Origin of the sequence: Amycolatopsis albidoflavus, from assembly GCF_039525725.1 — a bacterium.
Lineage (GTDB): Bacteria > Actinomycetota > Actinomycetes > Mycobacteriales > Pseudonocardiaceae > Amycolatopsis > Amycolatopsis albidoflava.
In genome coordinates this window covers 130,959-145,638 of the sequence record NZ_BAAAHV010000012.1, presented here as the reverse complement: position 1 = coordinate 145,638, position 14,680 = coordinate 130,959, and the positions used below count along the sequence as shown (strand labels likewise).

Sequence of the window (14,680 nt, the reverse complement as noted above, 5' to 3'; positions counted from 1 at the left end):
GTTCGCGACAAGTGTTTCTGCGGCTTTCAGCCGGCGATCGCCGATGCTTCGACTCTACCCTCGAAAACCGAGAATCCGGACGGAAGCAGTTGCACGGTTCCGGGCGAAATCCCCGCTGCCGCAACGAGTTCCCGCATCCGCGCGGCGTTGCGCTGCCGCCCGGCGAACAGCACCAGCATCTTCAGGTCCGCGGCCGCGCCGTCGCCGCCCATGTCCTCGTCCGGAATGCGTTCGACGACGAGAATCCGCGCGCCCGGACGCGCGGCGGCCGCGCACGCGCGCAGAATCCGTTCCGCGGTCCGGTCGTCCCAGTCGTGCAGAATGTCCACCAGCAGGTACACCGCGCCGCCCGCCGGTACGCCGTCGAGGAAGCTGCCCTCCACCAGCCGGCACCGCGACGCGACCCCGGCGGCGTCGACGGTCCGCCGCGCGGCGCGCACCGGGCCGGGCTGGTCGAACAGGCAGCCCCGCAGGTCCGGATGGGCCCGCAGGATCGCCGCCAGCGTCTGCCCGCTGCCCCCGCCGACGTCGACCACCTCGCCGCCGCCGGAGAAATCCGCGTGCGCGGCGAGGTCGCCCGCCACCGCGGCCGCCTTGCCCGCCATCAGCCGGTCGAACGAGTCCGACAAGGTCTCGTCCGCGCCGAGATCCGCCCAGAACGAGCGGCCGAACACCGCGTCGTAGCCCGGTTCCCCGGTGCGCACCGCGTGCAGCAGCCCGGTCAGCGCGAGGTCCATCCGCCCGCCCGCCGTGTCGAGGTCGAGCCAGCCGGCCAGCCCGGCCGGATGGTCCTTGCGCAGCAGCCGTCCCGCGGGCGTCACCCGGTAGCCGCCGTCCTCGGCCCGGCACACGTTCAGCTGCGCCAGGTAGCGCAGCAGGCGGCCGAGCGCGTCCGCGTCGCAGCCCGCCGCGGCGGCCAGTTCCTCCACATCGGACAGTCCGGATTCCATCAGGTCGGCGAGCCCGAGCGTCGCGGCCACCCGCAACGCGATCGGGGGCAGCATCTCCAGCCGCTGCGAGATCTGCGCCCGGCGCGGCGGGCCGGTCACGGCGCGGCCGGCACCGGCGCGTCCGGCCGGTGGTAGAGCCGGTCGCGACACCACACGTACCGGGTCCCGCCCCAGCGCATCGCCGACGCCGCGTCCGGGAAAAAGCCGCTGCCGGGATGGTTGGCGCTGGTGTTGCACAGCACCGGAACCCCGCTCAGCGCGTGATAGGCGGTGAGCAACCGGTGCAGCAACGGGTGTTCCGGCGAGACCGTCTGGAGCCGCGCGCTGTTGTCCGAGTGCACCACGGCGGCCACCCGCTCTTGCCACTGCGCCCGGACCTGGTGCTCGAACAGCATGTACGGATCCGGAACCCCGGGGTCGAAGATCTCCGGCGCGTGCTCTTCGAGGCAGATCGGCGCGACCGGCCGGTAAGACTCCCGCAGCTTGATTTCGTTGAGCCGGTCGCGCACCGCCGCGGGCGCGGCGGGGGCCACGATGCTGCGGTGGCCGAGCGCACGCGGGCCGAGCTCGGCGCGTCCGCTGACGAGCACCACCGGCTCGCCGACCTGGTGCAGCAGCCGGGCGACGTCCTCGATCGGGCACTCGCGCTCCAGCCACCCCGGTTCGGGTCCGGACACCGGCCCGGCGTCCGGACCGGAGAACACCGACCACCGCACCGCCGGATTCCCGGTGGTGCGCACGATTTCCGCGCACGCGGTACCGATGGCCGAACCCGCGTCGTTGGGGAACGGCGGCACCCACACCGCGGAGAAGACGCCGCTCTCCCGCAGCTGCGCGTTCCACTTGATGTTCAGCGCGCAGCCGCCGGACAGGCACAGCGGCAGGCCGTCGGCGACCATGCGCGCGACGGGGCCGTCGCGCAATCCGCGCAGCAGCAGGCGGAAAAGGTGTTCCTGGAAGGAAGCCAGCACCGCCGCGTCCGACAAGCCGAGCGGGGCCAGCGCCGCGCGTACCCGGTGGCTCCAGACGAACGCGCCGGCGACCCCGATCTGCCCGGCCTTCCGGGTGTGCTCGATCATCAGCTCGACCGCGCGCTCGTCCGGCTCCGCCAGCGCCGCGTAGGCCATCGCCTTGCCGGAAACCGGCAGCAGCGCCTCCAGCTGGGCGAAATCGCCGAAGTCGCCCTTGTCCCGGCGTTGTTTCCCGGAAACCTTGAAGGGGTCGAACAACGACGCGAAGATCGGGTACAGCGAGCCGGCGACCGGCAGCACCGCACCGTAGGAGCGCAGAGACGCGGATTCCGGATCGAAGCGGAAAACGGTGGCGGGCATTCCGCCGTCCCAGACCAGCACCAGCGCGGGCTCGCCGGTTTTCGCGAACGGGCTGGTGCAGTAGCTCGCCATCGCGTGCCCGGTGGCGTGGGTGTAGCTGGAGTACTCGAAGGTTTTCTCCCCGATCGGCAGCCCGCTGCCCGCGGTGCGCACGAGCGCGTCCAGCGGCTGTTCCGGGGAGCCCAGCACGCTGTAGCCGGCGACGTCGAGCAGGTGCGGGCCGTCGTTCAACACCTCCACGGCGTTGCGGCCGTCGCCCGACTGCACCCACCCGTCGACCGCGACCCAGTCGAGGTCGCGTGCTTCGAGCCCGTGCGCGGCCAGCAGCGCGATCACGTCGGACATGTCCGCCAGCCGCGAATGCCGGGCCCGGTTCTCGAGCTTCTCGGCCTCGACCGAGAACACCAGGCGGTCGCCCTCGAACACGGCGAGGGCTCCGTCGTGGGTGGCCTTCAGGCCGCAGACGATCTCCTGCCCGGCCATCGCGGGCTCACTCCGCCGGCGCGGGCTCGGCGGGAACCCCGGACCCGGCTTTGCCGAGCTGGCTCAGCACGTAGTCCTCGATGTCCCGCGCCGTCTTGATCGCCTGCACGCTGGTCTCGTCGATGGGCGGCAGGTCGAATTCGTCCTCGAGGGCGAAGGCGAGCTCGAGCAGCGCCAGCGAGTGGTACTCGAGCTCTTCGACCAGCAGCGGGTCGGTGGATGTCTCTTCCGGCGAGCCCGGAGCCAGTTCGAGGACGATCTCCCGGATCTGGCTGCGGACCTCCGCTTCGGTTCGCGTCGTCACACGGTGATCCTACGAACCTCCGGCGTCAGCGAAAACCTCTGTGCATCAACACTTTTCGCGCGGATCGGCCAGCGCGGCCGCGCCGATGAACGCGCGCGCCTCGCCCGGCGAGAACGGCTGCATGAACCCGCCCGCGCGGGCGTCGCGGTAGAGCCGGGAAAGCGGGTCGCCGGACCGGTAGGAGCGGCCGCCGACCACCGCCATGGCGAGGTCCGCGGCGTCCACCGCGGCGCGGTTGAGGATCAGTTTGGCGCACTGGAACTCCGCCATCAGCTGCTCGGCCTCGCCGTCCCCGAGCGGCCCGGCCAGGTTCTCGTCCAGCAACTGCCCGGTGCGCGACAACGCCGACCGGGCCCCGGTCAGCAGCAGCCGCAGTTCCGCGAGCTGCTCGGCCGACCCCGGCCGCGCCCTGGCGCGCACCGCCTGCCGGGCCCGTTCGGCGGCGGCTTCGGCGATCCCGAGATACGCGCCCAGCATCGGGTAATTCACCGCGAGGACGCCGATCCACTCCTCGGCCGAGGCGACTCCGAGCCTGCCGCGCACCCGCACCGCGTCCGCCGGGACCAGGCAGCCGTCGAACACCACGTCGTGGCTTCCGGTGCCGCGCATGCCCAGTGCGTCCCAGGTCCGCTCGACGCGCAGTCCCGGCGTGTCCCGGCGGATCATCGCGGTGCCCGCGCGCGGTTCGCCGTCCGAGCCGGGCACGCGCAGGAAAACCGTGAACACGTCGGCGACTTCCGCGTTGGTGGCGAAGGACTTCCGCCCGGTCACCCGGTAACCCTCCGGGCCGGGAACCGCCTCGGTCGCCGGGGCGAACAGGCTCGCGCCCGGCTCGGTGCCCGCGTGCGAAAGCACCACCCGGCACCGGCCGAGCAGCATCAGCAGACCGCGCAGGCCGCGCTGGTGCGCCGGGTCGAGGCCGGGGGTGTCCGCGCTGCGCGCGAGGAGCAGCGCCGCTCCGAGATGCATGTTCGCCGACAGCGCGGTGGCCGGGCAGCCGCGCGCCAGCCGCGACACCGCCACCGCGAGGTCGTGCAGCGACGTCACGCCTAGGCCGCCGAAACTCTCGGGCACGGTTCCGGCCAGGAACCGGCTCGCCCGCATGGCCTCGACGTTCTCGGTGACGAAGGAGTTCTCCGCGTCGTGCCGGGCGGCCGCGGGCTCGAACTCCGCGGCGTGCCGCTGCGCGAGTCCGGCCAGCTTCTCCCCCGCCGCGCTCAGCGGGGCCAGTTCGCCGTTCACTGCCGCTCGTCCCGGCGGTAGAGAGTGCCTTCCGACCACACGTAGGAGGTGCCGCCCCAGCTCATCGCCGAGCCCGGGTCGGGGAAGAAGCCGCGGCCGGCGAAGTTCGCGCTGGTGTTGCACAGCACCGGGATCCCGGTCAGCCGCTCGTAGCAGGACAGCAGTTCGTGCGCGGGCTGGTTGTCCGGTCCGACCGTCTGCAGCCGGGCGCTGCCGTCGACGTGCACGATCGCCGGGACCCGGTCCTGCCAGCCGGGCCGGATCGCGTGGTCGAAAACCATGTACGGGTCCCTCGTGCCGGGATCGAACACTTCCGGCGCGCGGTGTTCGAGGCAGATCGGGGCCACCGGGCGGTAGGACTCCCGGCCCTTGATCTCGTTGAGCCGGTCCCGCATCGCCGGGTCGGTCGCCGGCGCGATGATGCTGCGCCTGCCCAGCGCCCGCGGTCCCAGTTCGGCACGGCCGGTGATCACCACGACCGGCTCCCCGGTGCGCGCCAGCAGCGCGGCCAGGCCCGCGACGTCGCACGGCTGCGCCGACCAGCCGTCGGGAACCGCGCCGTCCCAGCGCACCGGCGGTCCGGCGAATTCCGTCCACTCCAGCGCGAATTTCCCGGTGGTGCGCGCCATTTCGGCGCACGCGGCCCCGATCGCGGACCCGGCGTCGTTGGGAAACGGCGGCACCCACACGTCCGGGAACAGGCCGCTGCCGCGCAGCCGCGCGTTCCATTTGATGTTCAGCCCGCAGCCGCCGGACACGCACAGCGGCAGTCCGGCCAGCTCCGGCCGTGCGGCGAAAACCGCGCGCAGGCCCCGTTCCAGCCCGCGGTAGAGCGCTTCCTGGAACGAGGCGAGCAGTTCCGCGTCCGACAGCCCGAGCGGGCGCACCCGGCGCAGTGCCTCCGCGCTCCACTGGTAGCACCGCATCGGGGTGGTCGCGGGCGCGGTCGAGGCGGTGACCTCTTCGAACCGGTCGACCGCCGCTTCGATCGGCTTGCCGAGCGACGCGTACGCCATCGCTTTGCCCGAGACCGGGAACAGCGCCTCCATCCCGAACCGGCGGTCCGGGTCCGCGGTCCGCCGGTCCACTCGGAACGGTGCGAAGTGCGAGGCGAAAACCGGGTACAGCGCACCGGAAACGCCGGTGAGCGTGCCGATCGGGGTGATGGCCGACTCGCGCGGGTCCACCAGGTACAGAAACGGCGGCATCCCGCCGTCCCAGACGATGCCGAGCGCCGCGCGGCCTTCCTTGGCGAACGGGCTGGTGCAGTAGCTGGACAGCAGATGGTCGGTGGCGTGCGTGTAGCCGGCGTAGCCGCGAGGCCCCCGCTCGCCCAGCACCGCGTGCGTCCCGGAGAACGCCGCGGGCGGCGCGGCCGGACCGGGTTCGTCCGCGTAGCCGGCGACCGGGAGAGCGATCCGCTTCCCGTCGAGCGCGGTGAACCCGACCGCGGTCGGGCCGTCCTGTTCGGCCGCCCAGCCGTCGACCGCGACCCGGTCGATCGCGTCCGGGCCGAATCCGTCGCGGGCGAGTTCCCGCACGATCTCCGCGGCGTCGTCGAGCGCCGAATGCCGCGGCCGGTTGCCGATCTTCTCCGCCTCGACCGACGCCACCAGCCTGCTGCCGTCGATCACCGCCACCGCACCGTCATGGGTGAGCTTGAGCCCGCAGACGACGTCGGATCGCGACACTTGACTACCTCCCTGGAGGACTGCCGGCGGTCCGTGCAAGTGGGGAAATCCCCCAGTCGGACACCCGCCGGACGCCCGCGGCGAGCGCGGGACGCGCGCAGGGAACGGTGCCGGACCGGTCGCGGCACCCGCAACGTCGGGCGGCCCGGTTGCACGCGAGACGCGCGGGACGCCCGTACGCGACGATGGCCGCATGGACGCACCGAGAACCGACCGGCTCGCGCTCCTGCGGTGGCTGTGGGAACCCAGGCCGGACACCGGGATCCGGTTCGCCGGGGACGAGGAAGAGTGGAGCCGCTGGGACTACCCGCGGCTGGCCGCCGCCGTGCACGCGCGCGCCGCCGAACTGCTGGAGCGCGGCGCGGCCCGGGGCGACGTGGTGCTGGTGGTCGAACCGGCCGGACCCGGTTTCGTCACCGGGTACTTCGGTGCGATGCTGGCCGGCGCGGTGCCCGCCCCCGCCAGCCCGCCGCTGTTCGGCCAGGATCTCGCGCAGTGGCGGACGCTGCTGGCCTCGCTGACCGAGACGGCGCGGCCGCGATTCGTCTGCACCGCACCGGGATTGGCCGAGACCGTGCGCCAGGCGGTCGGCCCGGAACCGGTGCTGCTCGACGGCGCGCCCGGCGGCGGGCCGGTGCCGCCGGTCCCCGCCGCCGATCTCGCGATGCTGCAGTTCACCTCCGGGTCGAGCGGCCGCCCGCGCGGCGTGCGCGTCCCGTTCCCCGCGCTGACCGCGAACGTGCGCGCGATCCGGGAGTGGCTGGCGATGGGACCGGACGACCCGACCGCGTCCTGGCTGCCGATGCACCACGACATGGGCCTGATCGGCTGCCTGCTCACGCCGGTGACCAACCAGACCGACCTGTGGCTGTGCTCGCCCCAGCAGTTCCTCCGGCGGCCTTCGCGATACCTTCGCTGCTTCGGCGAATCCGGCGCGCGGCTGACCGCGATGCCCACCTTCGGCCTCGAACACATCCTGCGCCGGGTCCGACCCGCCGAACTGTCCGGCTGCGATTTCTCGGAGTGGCGCGCGGTCATCGTGGGCGCCGAGCGGGTGGCCGAGCCGACGCTGCGCGCCTTCGCCGACCTGCTCGCGCCGTACGGGTTCGCCCCGGAATCGCTGCTGCCCGCCTACGGACTCGCCGAGGCGACGCTCGCGGTCACCGGTTCCCGGCTCGACGAACGGTGGACCACCCGGTCGATCGCCCCGGCCGCGGCGGGGTCCGAGGCCGGCGGCGAAGCGGTCACGCTCGTGGGCTGCGGCCGCCCGCTGTCCGGGGTCTCGGTGACGGTGGTGGACGACTCCGGCGAGCCGCTGCCGGAGGACCGCGTCGGAGAGATCGCCGTGGCCGGGCCTTCGGTCGCGGACGGCTACCACGCCGGAGCGGTCGCGCAGACCACCCGGTTCGCCGAGGGTGCCGTGCGCACCGGGGACGCGGGCTTCCTGAACGGCGGACAGCTGTATGTGCTGGGCAGGATGGGCGACAGCATGAAGGTGCGCGGACGGCCGGTGTTCGCCGAAGACCTCGAAGCGGCGCTCGAAGCGCACGGACTGCCGCGGCGGCAGCAGGCGGTGCTGCTCGGCGTGGCCGACGGGGTGCAGGTCGCGGTGGTCGTCGCGGAACACGCCGACCCCGCGTTGCTCGACCTGGCCCGCACCGACCTGGCAAGGTTGGCCGCGGGCGCCGAGCTGATCATGCTCTCCGCGGCGACGGGCACGATCCCGCGCACGACCAGCGGGAAGCCTCGGCGCCGCGAACTGTGGCGACGATTCGCCGACGGCGACCTCCCGAGGGAAGGAGCCGGCCGGCTCCAGGGAGGTTGACATGACCGCAGCGCCCGACGCGCTGGTGCTCGGCTCGGGGATCATCGGCCTGACCACCGCGCTGGCCCTGCAGGAGGCCGGGAGCCGGGTGCGGATCCGGACCGCGGCGCCGCCGGAGGAGACCACCTCCACGAAGGCCGCGGCGATGGTCGGGCCCAACCTCGACCCGCCCGGCTCGCCCGGGCACCGCTGGCAGCAGGAGACCCTGCGCCGGCTCCGCGCGGCGGCGCCCGGCGTGCGCGTCCTCGACGGCAGGCTGGTCGCCCGCCCGGCTGGCGCGATCCCGCCCGGCGCCGACCAGACCGAGGGGTTCCGGCTGTGCGAGCCCGCCGAACTGCCCGAGGGCTACGGCACCGGGTTCTGGGTCACGCTGCCGATCGTGGACACCCCGAAGTACCTGCAGCACCTGCGGTCGGAGTTCGAGGCGGGCGGCGGGACCCTCGAGGTGCGACCGGCCGCTTCACTCGCCGAGGCGAGCGAGGAGTGCCCGGCGGTGGTCAACTGCACCGGGCTGGCCGCCCGCGAACTGGCCGCCGACGAGCGGGTGGAGCCGGTGCGCGGGATCAAGGTGGTCGTCGCCGACCCCGGGCTCGAGAGCTTCTTCCTCGAGGCTCCGATCAACCCGGAGTGGGCCACCTACCTGCCGCACGGGGACCACGTCGTGCTCGGCGGCGTTCAGACCGGCGGAGCCGACCCCGAGCCGTCCGACGCCGAGGTGGCCGCGATCCTGGAGCGCTGCGTGCGGGTGGAGCCGCGGCTGGCCGGCGCGGAGCTGCTGGAGGCGAGCGTCGGGTTCCGGCCCGGCCGCGACGAAGTCCGGCTCGAAGCCGACCGCGACGGCGGCTCGGTGGTGGTGCACAACTACGGCCACGGCGGCAGCGGCGTCATGTATTCGTGGGGCTGCGCCGCCGACGTGGTCGCGCTGCTCAGTTCCTGACGTCGCACGCTGCTGACTTTTCGTTGCCACAGCGGGAAACTGGGGGCATGCCGACCTTTTCTCCCGAAGCTGTGGCCACATCGGCCGCACTCAACCAGCAGATCGACGCCGGCCCGGTCCGCGAACTCCTGTACGACGCCGGCGGCAAGTACCGGTGGCCGCGGTTCCGGGTCAACGAGGTCGAGCTCGAATGGCGGCGGTGGCGCATCCGCCGCCATCTCGGGGCCGCCGACGACCCGCCCGCCTCGATCGGCCTTTTCGAAAAGCTGATCGTGTCCGGCGGCGGGCCCGCGGTGTCCGCGATGGACTTCGAGAGCGCCGGCATCGCCCCGATCACCGACGGCTACGACGAGATGTTCCCGCAGGGCCCGCTCGTGACGAAAGCGTTGCAGGGCCGGGTGGTCCGCGCGCCGGGCGAACGCGACGACGAGGACTACGCCCGGCTGCTCGCCGAGTCCACCCGCCGCCGCGACGCCTATCTGTCCAAACTGGACAACGACTCGTTCTGGTGGCACATCGACGATTTCGTCTCCGCGGAGACGCTGCGCCGGTGCGCGGCCGAACTGGACCACCTCGACCCGGCAGCCGGGATGGCCTTCGCCGGCGGCCCGGATCCCGGCTGGGACGTCCTGCACGACGCGCTCACCAGCAAGTCCAGCAACATGTACCTCGGCGCGGGCCCGACGCTCGTGCAGATCCACGAAGACCCGGTGCTGGTGGCGGACGTGAGCAGGCGGATGGGCCGCGCGATGTACCCGACCCGCTGCACCTACCTGCGCTACCGCAAGGGCGATTTCCTCGGCGTGCACACCGACATGCCGACCTGCGAGGTGTCCCTGCTGTTCACCGTGGACGGCGAGGCGGGCCCGATGCGCTCCTATCTGGACCAGGCCACCGACACCGCGAGCTCGCTCGGCCAGTGGGTGGTCTCCGAGGGGCAGTTCCCCCGCGGCGGCAAGGATTTCGTCTACCAGCCGCGGGAGTGCCTCGCGCTGGTCGGCCGGGCCACGCCGCACGCGCGGCTGCCGCAGGACGACCGCGCGGTGATCGGCGCGATGTTCTACAGCGGACTGACCTGATCCGCCGGACGGCAGCGGACCTGCGCGGCGGTGTACTCGTGCAGGCCCGCTGTCCCGTTCTCCACCCCGATGCCGCTGCACTTGAGCCCGCCGAAGGGCTGGTCCGGCGCGAAGTCCGCGTGCGCGTTGACCCACGCGGTGCCGCATTCCAGCCGGCCGGCCAGCGGCCACGCCCGCTCCGGGTCGGCCGACCAGACCGAACCGCCGAGGCCGAAACTGCTCTCGTTGGCGCGCGCCAGTGCCTCGTCCTCGGTGTCGTAGACCAGCACCGGCAGCGCCGGGCCGAACTGTTCCTCCGCCGCCACCGCCATGTCGTCCGTGACGTCGGCGAGGATCGTCGGCGGGTAGAACAGGCCGGGACCTTCGCCGGGTTTCCCTCCCGCGGCGGCCTTCGCGCCTTCCCGCAGCGCCGCGGCGACCAGCCCGGCGATCCGCTCGTGCTGCGCCGGGGTGCTCACCGGGCCGAGCTGCGTGCCGCGGACCATCCCGTCGCCGACGACCACCGAATCCGCCTGCGCGGCCAGCGCTTCGACCCACTCCCCTGCCCGCGACCGCGGGACGTACAGCCGCTTGATCAGCACACAGGCCTGTCCGTTGTTCGCGAAGCTGTCCCAGAACACCTGCTCGGCCAGCGCGGCCGGATCCGCGTCGTCGAGCACGATCCCGGCGTCGTTCCCGCCCAGTTCCAGCAGCACCGGTTTGATCCCGTCGGCGGCCTGTCCGGCCACCGCCCGTCCGGTCGCCGTCGATCCGGTGAAACTCACCTGGCGCACCAGCGGATGCGTCGCCAAGGCCGAGCCGAGCGCGCCGTCGCCGCAGACCACTGTGCACAGTCCGGGCGGCAGCGCCGCCGCCAGGATTTCGCCGAGCCGTACCGTCGCCAGCGGCGCGTACGGCGACGGCTTGAGCACCACCGCGTTGCCCGCCCGCAGCGCCGGAGCGAGCTTGGCGGCCGCGACGGCGACCGGGAAGTTCCACGGGGTCACCGCCGCGACGACTCCGAGCGGCCGGCGCACCAGTTCGGCGTAGCCGCGGCGATCCTCGCGCAGCACCTCCGGTTCGAGCGCCAGACCCGCGTTGTACCGCAGAAAAGCCGCGGCCGCGAACGCCTCGGCCACCGCCATCGCCAGCGGCTTCCCCTGTTCGCGGGTGATCAGCTCGCCGAGCGCGCGTGCCTGCGCCGACACCGCTTTCGCCGCCGCGAGCAGCGCTTCTCGCCGCTCCTCCGGCGGGAAGCCCGGCCAGGCCCGATGCGCTTGCTCGATCACCTCTCCCAGCCGCGCCTCGTCGCAGACGGGCGCTTGGCCGGCCACCGAACCGTCGGCCGGGTTGTACACGTCCAGCACGCTCACAACGCCCTCTCCTTCGCGGCCGCCTCGATGCTCGGGAACTCAGGTGCGAACCCGAGCTCTCGCCGGATCGCCTCGGCGGCCAGCACTCGTCCGAACGGCTGCGCGCCCGGTTCCGTTTCCGTCACCGCGCCTTCTTCGACCTGCCCGCGCACCGCGAATCCCTCTGCGGCGGCGAGCAATTCGGCCGGCTCGACCGGGCGGTCGTCGGCGACGTTGTAGACCCGGCGCGGCAGTTCCGGGGCGGCCAGCACGCACAGGATCGCCTGCCGGACGTCGGCGTGGTGCACCAGATGCATCCGCCCCGCGCCGCCGCGCCGCGCCCAGCTGATCGCTTCCGCGAGGTGCGGATCGCCCTCGCCGTAGGTGAACGCCAGGCGCAGCACCGAACTTTCCAGACCGTCCACATCGGACAGGGCGCGTTCGGCGCCCAGCTTGGCCGCGGGGAAGCTCGCCGCCGCGCTTTCGCGCACCGGGGCGTCCTCGGCCGCGGCACCGGGGCCGTCCGCGTAGACCAGGGAACTGCTGAGCTGGACGAACCGCCGCACCCCGGCGTCGCGGGCAGCGACGGCCAACTGCCGGGTCGCCTGGAAGTTCACCTCCTCGGACTGATCCGGCCCGAGCCCTTGGAAAGCCGCGGCGATGTGCACGACCGCGTCCATTCCCTCGACCGCGGCGCGGCAAGCGCCGGCCTCGGCGAGGTCGCCGACGATCATCGTCGCGCTGCTCCGCACTCCCGGGCCGGGACTCCACACCATGAGCCGCGTTTCCGCGCCCGATTGCTTGAGCCGGGGCAGGAACCGCGCGCCCACCCGTCCGGTGGCCCCGGTCAGCAGGACCCGCCGCACCGGCAGCCCGGCCGGGACCCGCTCGGTTCCGGCAACCGCATCCATGTCCAACTCCTCTGCACTGGGGAAATCCGCGGGGAAAGACCTCATCCGGCGGCGCGGCGGACCGGTTCGCCGCTCGCGCCCAGCTCTTCGAGGAGGCCGACCGCCTCGTCCTCGGCGGGCATCGACCACAATTCGGCGCGCAGCCGGTTCGCGTTGGCCCGGTAGAGCGGTTCGCGCAGCGTCTCCTCGACCGCGTCCCGCACCAGGCCCGCGGTCAGATTCCGGGCGTCCAGCCGGATTCCCGCGCCCGCGGCGGAGAGCCGGTGCGCGTGGTAGGGCTGGTCGACCGCGACCGGGAGCAGCACCATCGGCAGTCCGTGCGCGAGCGCGCCGACGGTGGTCAGATAGCCGGAGTGGTGCACGACGGCGTCCGCCTTCGGCAGCACCTGCGACTGCGGGAGATACTCCACCGCGTGCACCCCGTCGCCGTCGAGCCCGCTGGGGTCGACGCCCTTGCCGACCGTCAGCACGACCCGGAAATCGCCGCCGCGCAACGCGTTCGCGACGGTGGCGAACAGTTCCGGCTCGGTGTTGAACGCGGTGCCCATGGTCACGTAGACCAGCGGCCGTCCGTCCGGTTCGGACAGCCAGTCCGGCAGCGTCTCGGCGGCGGCCTGCCACAGCGGCGGCCGGACCGGATGCGCGATCGCGTCCTCCTCCCGCGAGCCGAACCACAGCAAGGGATCCTCCGAAAGCGGCTGCATGCTCGGCAAGTACGCGTCGAGGTAGAGGTAGGGGCACAGCCGTTCCAGCTTCGGGTCGGCCGGAAGGCCCAGCCGTTCCCGCGCCGAATTCCAAGGCGGGGCAAGAGCTTCGGCCTGCAGGGCGCGCGGCATCCGCGGCAGCTGGCCGAGCGACGCGAACGGGACCCCGGCGACGTCCGCGGCCAGCGGGCCCGCCCATTCCAGCGACTCGTGCACGAGCAGGTCCGCGCCGAGCGTGCGCAGCGCGTCGACGATCCCGGGAAGCAGGGCGGCGGTGCCCATCGACATCAGCCGAAGCCGTCGGCGCTCGTTGTCGAACGACCCGGCGCGCGGCCGTCCGGCGAGCCATTCCGGCCCGGTCTCGACCGCGTCGAAACCGGCGTCGCGCACCCACTTTCCCATGCCCCGCCCGGTGACCACCACCACCTCGTGCCCGGCGCGCACGGCTGCGAGCGCGAGCGGGGCGACGGCGTGGAAATGCCCGACCGCGGGCTGGCAGGTCACCACGATTTTCACAATCGGCCGCCCTTTCCGGGATGATGGAACGGTTCCGCCGGACATCGTGTTACGACCGGTCCGTGCACCGCCACTTCCTGGGGACGCGAATATGAACGCCAGCGACTTCTTCGACGACGCGGTCACCGCCGGCTACGCGGACGATCCGTACCCGCGCCTGGCCGGGATCCGCCGCTCGGCCGCCGTCCGCACGAAAACCGGGGTCTGGCTGGCCGGGCGGTACGCGGACGTCGCGGCGGGCCTGCGGGACCCGCGGCTCAGCTGCGATCTCGCCCGCGGCGACGGATACGCGGAGTACTTCCGCTCGCGCGGCATCGACGACCGGTTTCCGTTGCCCCTCAACGCCTTGGACCCGCCCGATCACCCGCGCATCCGCACCGCGGTCTCGGCCGAGTTCCTGCCCGCCGCGGTCGAGCGGATGCGCCCGGCGATCGCCGAAGCGGCGCGGACCGCGGTCGACCGGCTCGCCGCCCGCGCGCCCGGCGTCGTCGACCTGGTCGCGGATCTGGCCTATCCGCTGCCGATCTCGTTGATCGGCACGCTGTTCGGGATCCCCGAGGAGGACTGGCCGCTGCTGGAGCGCTGGTCGCGCGCGTTCGGCGCGGTCTCGGATCCCGACTGGCTGCTGACCGAGGAAGCCCGGAGCGCGGGAGCCGAGGCGACCCGCGAATGCGGCGAGTACTTCGGCCGCCTGGTGCGCCACCGCCGGCGCGGCGGCGACGACCTGTTGAGCCGGTGGGTCGCCGCCATGCGCGCGGACCGCCGGATGAGCCTGCCGGAGCTGCTGGTGAACGGGGTGTTCCTGCTGATGGTCGGGCACCACAACACGGTCAGCCTGATCGCGAACGGAATGCTCGCCCTGCTGCGCGCTCCGGAGCAGCTGGCGCAGCTGCGGGCCGATCCGTCGCTCGTCGACGTCGCGGTGGACGAACTGCTGCGCTTCGACAGCCCGGTGCAGACCGCGACCAGGGTGACCGCTTGCGACTATCCGATCGGGGAGACGGTGATCCCCGAAGGCGCCACGGTGATGCTCCTGCTGGGCGCCGCGAATCGCGACCCGGAACGCTACCCGGACCCGGACGAGCTCCGCTTCGACCGCGGCTCGGGCAAAGCGCACCTCGGCTTCGGCCGCGGTGCGCACGCGTGCGTCGGGGGGTTGCTGGCCCGGGTGGAGACCGCGGCGGCCCTGCGCGAGCTGATCACGCGCTTCCCGGTGCTGGAGCAGGCGGGCCGCGAGGAACGGCGGGTGCCGTCGTTCAGCCTGCGAGGGCTGGAAAAGCTTCCGCTGCGGATCGCGTGAGGAGGCGGGCGCCGCGGCATTCCGCGGCGAGAACACGTCCGGCACCAACGCCGCCCACCGGCCACGGCTCCCACAG

At 73.1% G+C, this 14,680-nt stretch carries 12 protein-coding genes; 4 read left to right on the top strand and 8 right to left on the bottom strand.

The window, feature by feature from the left end:
* Positions 1 to 26 precede the first annotated feature (26 nt).
* Genes ABD156_RS19060 through ABD156_RS19040 form a run of 5 tightly spaced genes read right to left on the bottom strand, consistent with a single transcriptional unit; the run spans position 27 to position 6,001 of the window.
* Positions 27 to 1,049: a methyltransferase gene (locus ABD156_RS19060; RefSeq protein WP_344274898.1), complete on the bottom strand. Its 1,023-nt coding sequence runs from the start codon at positions 1,047 to 1,049 to the stop codon at positions 27 to 29.
* Positions 1,046 to 2,764 carry a carbamoyltransferase N-terminal domain-containing protein gene (locus ABD156_RS19055; RefSeq protein WP_344274895.1) on the bottom strand — a complete coding sequence of 573 codons (1,719 nt, stop codon included), beginning with the start codon at positions 2,762 to 2,764 and terminating at the stop codon, positions 1,046 to 1,048. The genes ABD156_RS19060 and ABD156_RS19055 overlap by 4 nt, the downstream gene beginning before the upstream one ends.
* Before the next feature lie 7 nt (positions 2,765 to 2,771).
* Entirely contained in the window at positions 2,772 to 3,068 is a 297-nt protein-coding gene (locus tag ABD156_RS19050; protein WP_344274892.1) for a phosphopantetheine-binding protein, read from the bottom strand.
* Positions 3,069 to 3,113: 45 nt separating this feature from the next.
* The gene (locus ABD156_RS19045) at positions 3,114 to 4,310 is read right to left on the bottom strand and encodes an acyl-CoA dehydrogenase family protein (RefSeq protein WP_344274889.1); all 1,197 of its coding nucleotides are present in this window, start codon (positions 4,308 to 4,310) and stop codon (positions 3,114 to 3,116) included.
* On the bottom strand, positions 4,307 to 6,001 hold the full coding sequence (locus ABD156_RS19040) for a carbamoyltransferase N-terminal domain-containing protein (protein WP_344274886.1): 1,695 nt from the start codon (positions 5,999 to 6,001) through the stop codon (positions 4,307 to 4,309). The genes ABD156_RS19045 and ABD156_RS19040 overlap by 4 nt, the downstream gene beginning before the upstream one ends.
* A 193-nt stretch (positions 6,002 to 6,194) precedes the next feature.
* Between ABD156_RS19040 and ABD156_RS19035 the strand changes: the two genes are divergently transcribed.
* From ABD156_RS19035 to ABD156_RS19025, 3 genes are read left to right on the top strand one after another with little or no spacing between them, the layout of a single operon-like run.
* Positions 6,195 to 7,826, top strand: a complete 1,632-nt coding sequence (locus ABD156_RS19035) for an AMP-binding protein (RefSeq protein ID WP_344274883.1) — start codon at positions 6,195 to 6,197, stop codon at positions 7,824 to 7,826.
* A gap of 1 nt (position 7,827) precedes the next feature.
* Positions 7,828 to 8,763: an FAD-dependent oxidoreductase gene (locus tag ABD156_RS19030; RefSeq protein ID WP_344274880.1), complete on the top strand. Its 936-nt coding sequence runs from the start codon at positions 7,828 to 7,830 to the stop codon at positions 8,761 to 8,763.
* Positions 8,764 to 8,810: 47 nt separating this feature from the next.
* Positions 8,811 to 9,842, top strand: coding sequence for a hypothetical protein (locus tag ABD156_RS19025; protein ID WP_344274877.1), 1,032 nt, complete (start codon positions 8,811 to 8,813; stop codon positions 9,840 to 9,842).
* Here ABD156_RS19025 and ABD156_RS19020 read toward each other — a convergent pair.
* The 3 genes from ABD156_RS19020 to ABD156_RS19010 are packed head-to-tail and all read right to left on the bottom strand — an operon-like array spanning position 9,824 to position 13,304.
* On the bottom strand, positions 9,824 to 11,194 hold the full coding sequence (locus tag ABD156_RS19020; RefSeq protein ID WP_344274874.1) for an aldehyde dehydrogenase family protein: 1,371 nt from the start codon (positions 11,192 to 11,194) through the stop codon (positions 9,824 to 9,826). The two genes, ABD156_RS19025 and ABD156_RS19020, sit on opposite strands and share 19 nt — an antisense overlap.
* On the bottom strand, positions 11,191 to 12,084 hold the full coding sequence (locus ABD156_RS19015; protein ID WP_344274871.1) for an NAD-dependent epimerase/dehydratase family protein: 894 nt from the start codon (positions 12,082 to 12,084) through the stop codon (positions 11,191 to 11,193). Before ABD156_RS19015 ends, ABD156_RS19020 begins: the two co-directional genes overlap by 4 nt.
* A 41-nt stretch (positions 12,085 to 12,125) precedes the next feature.
* Positions 12,126 to 13,304 carry a glycosyltransferase gene (locus ABD156_RS19010; RefSeq protein WP_344274868.1) on the bottom strand — a complete coding sequence of 393 codons (1,179 nt, stop codon included), beginning with the start codon at positions 13,302 to 13,304 and terminating at the stop codon, positions 12,126 to 12,128.
* 91 nt (positions 13,305 to 13,395) lie between these two features.
* Here ABD156_RS19010 and ABD156_RS19005 point away from each other — a divergent pair, with 91 nt between their 5' ends.
* A complete protein-coding gene (locus ABD156_RS19005) occupies positions 13,396 to 14,604 on the top strand; it encodes a cytochrome P450 (protein WP_344274865.1) in 1,209 nt (402 codons plus the stop codon).
* Positions 14,605 to 14,680 lie beyond the last annotated feature (76 nt).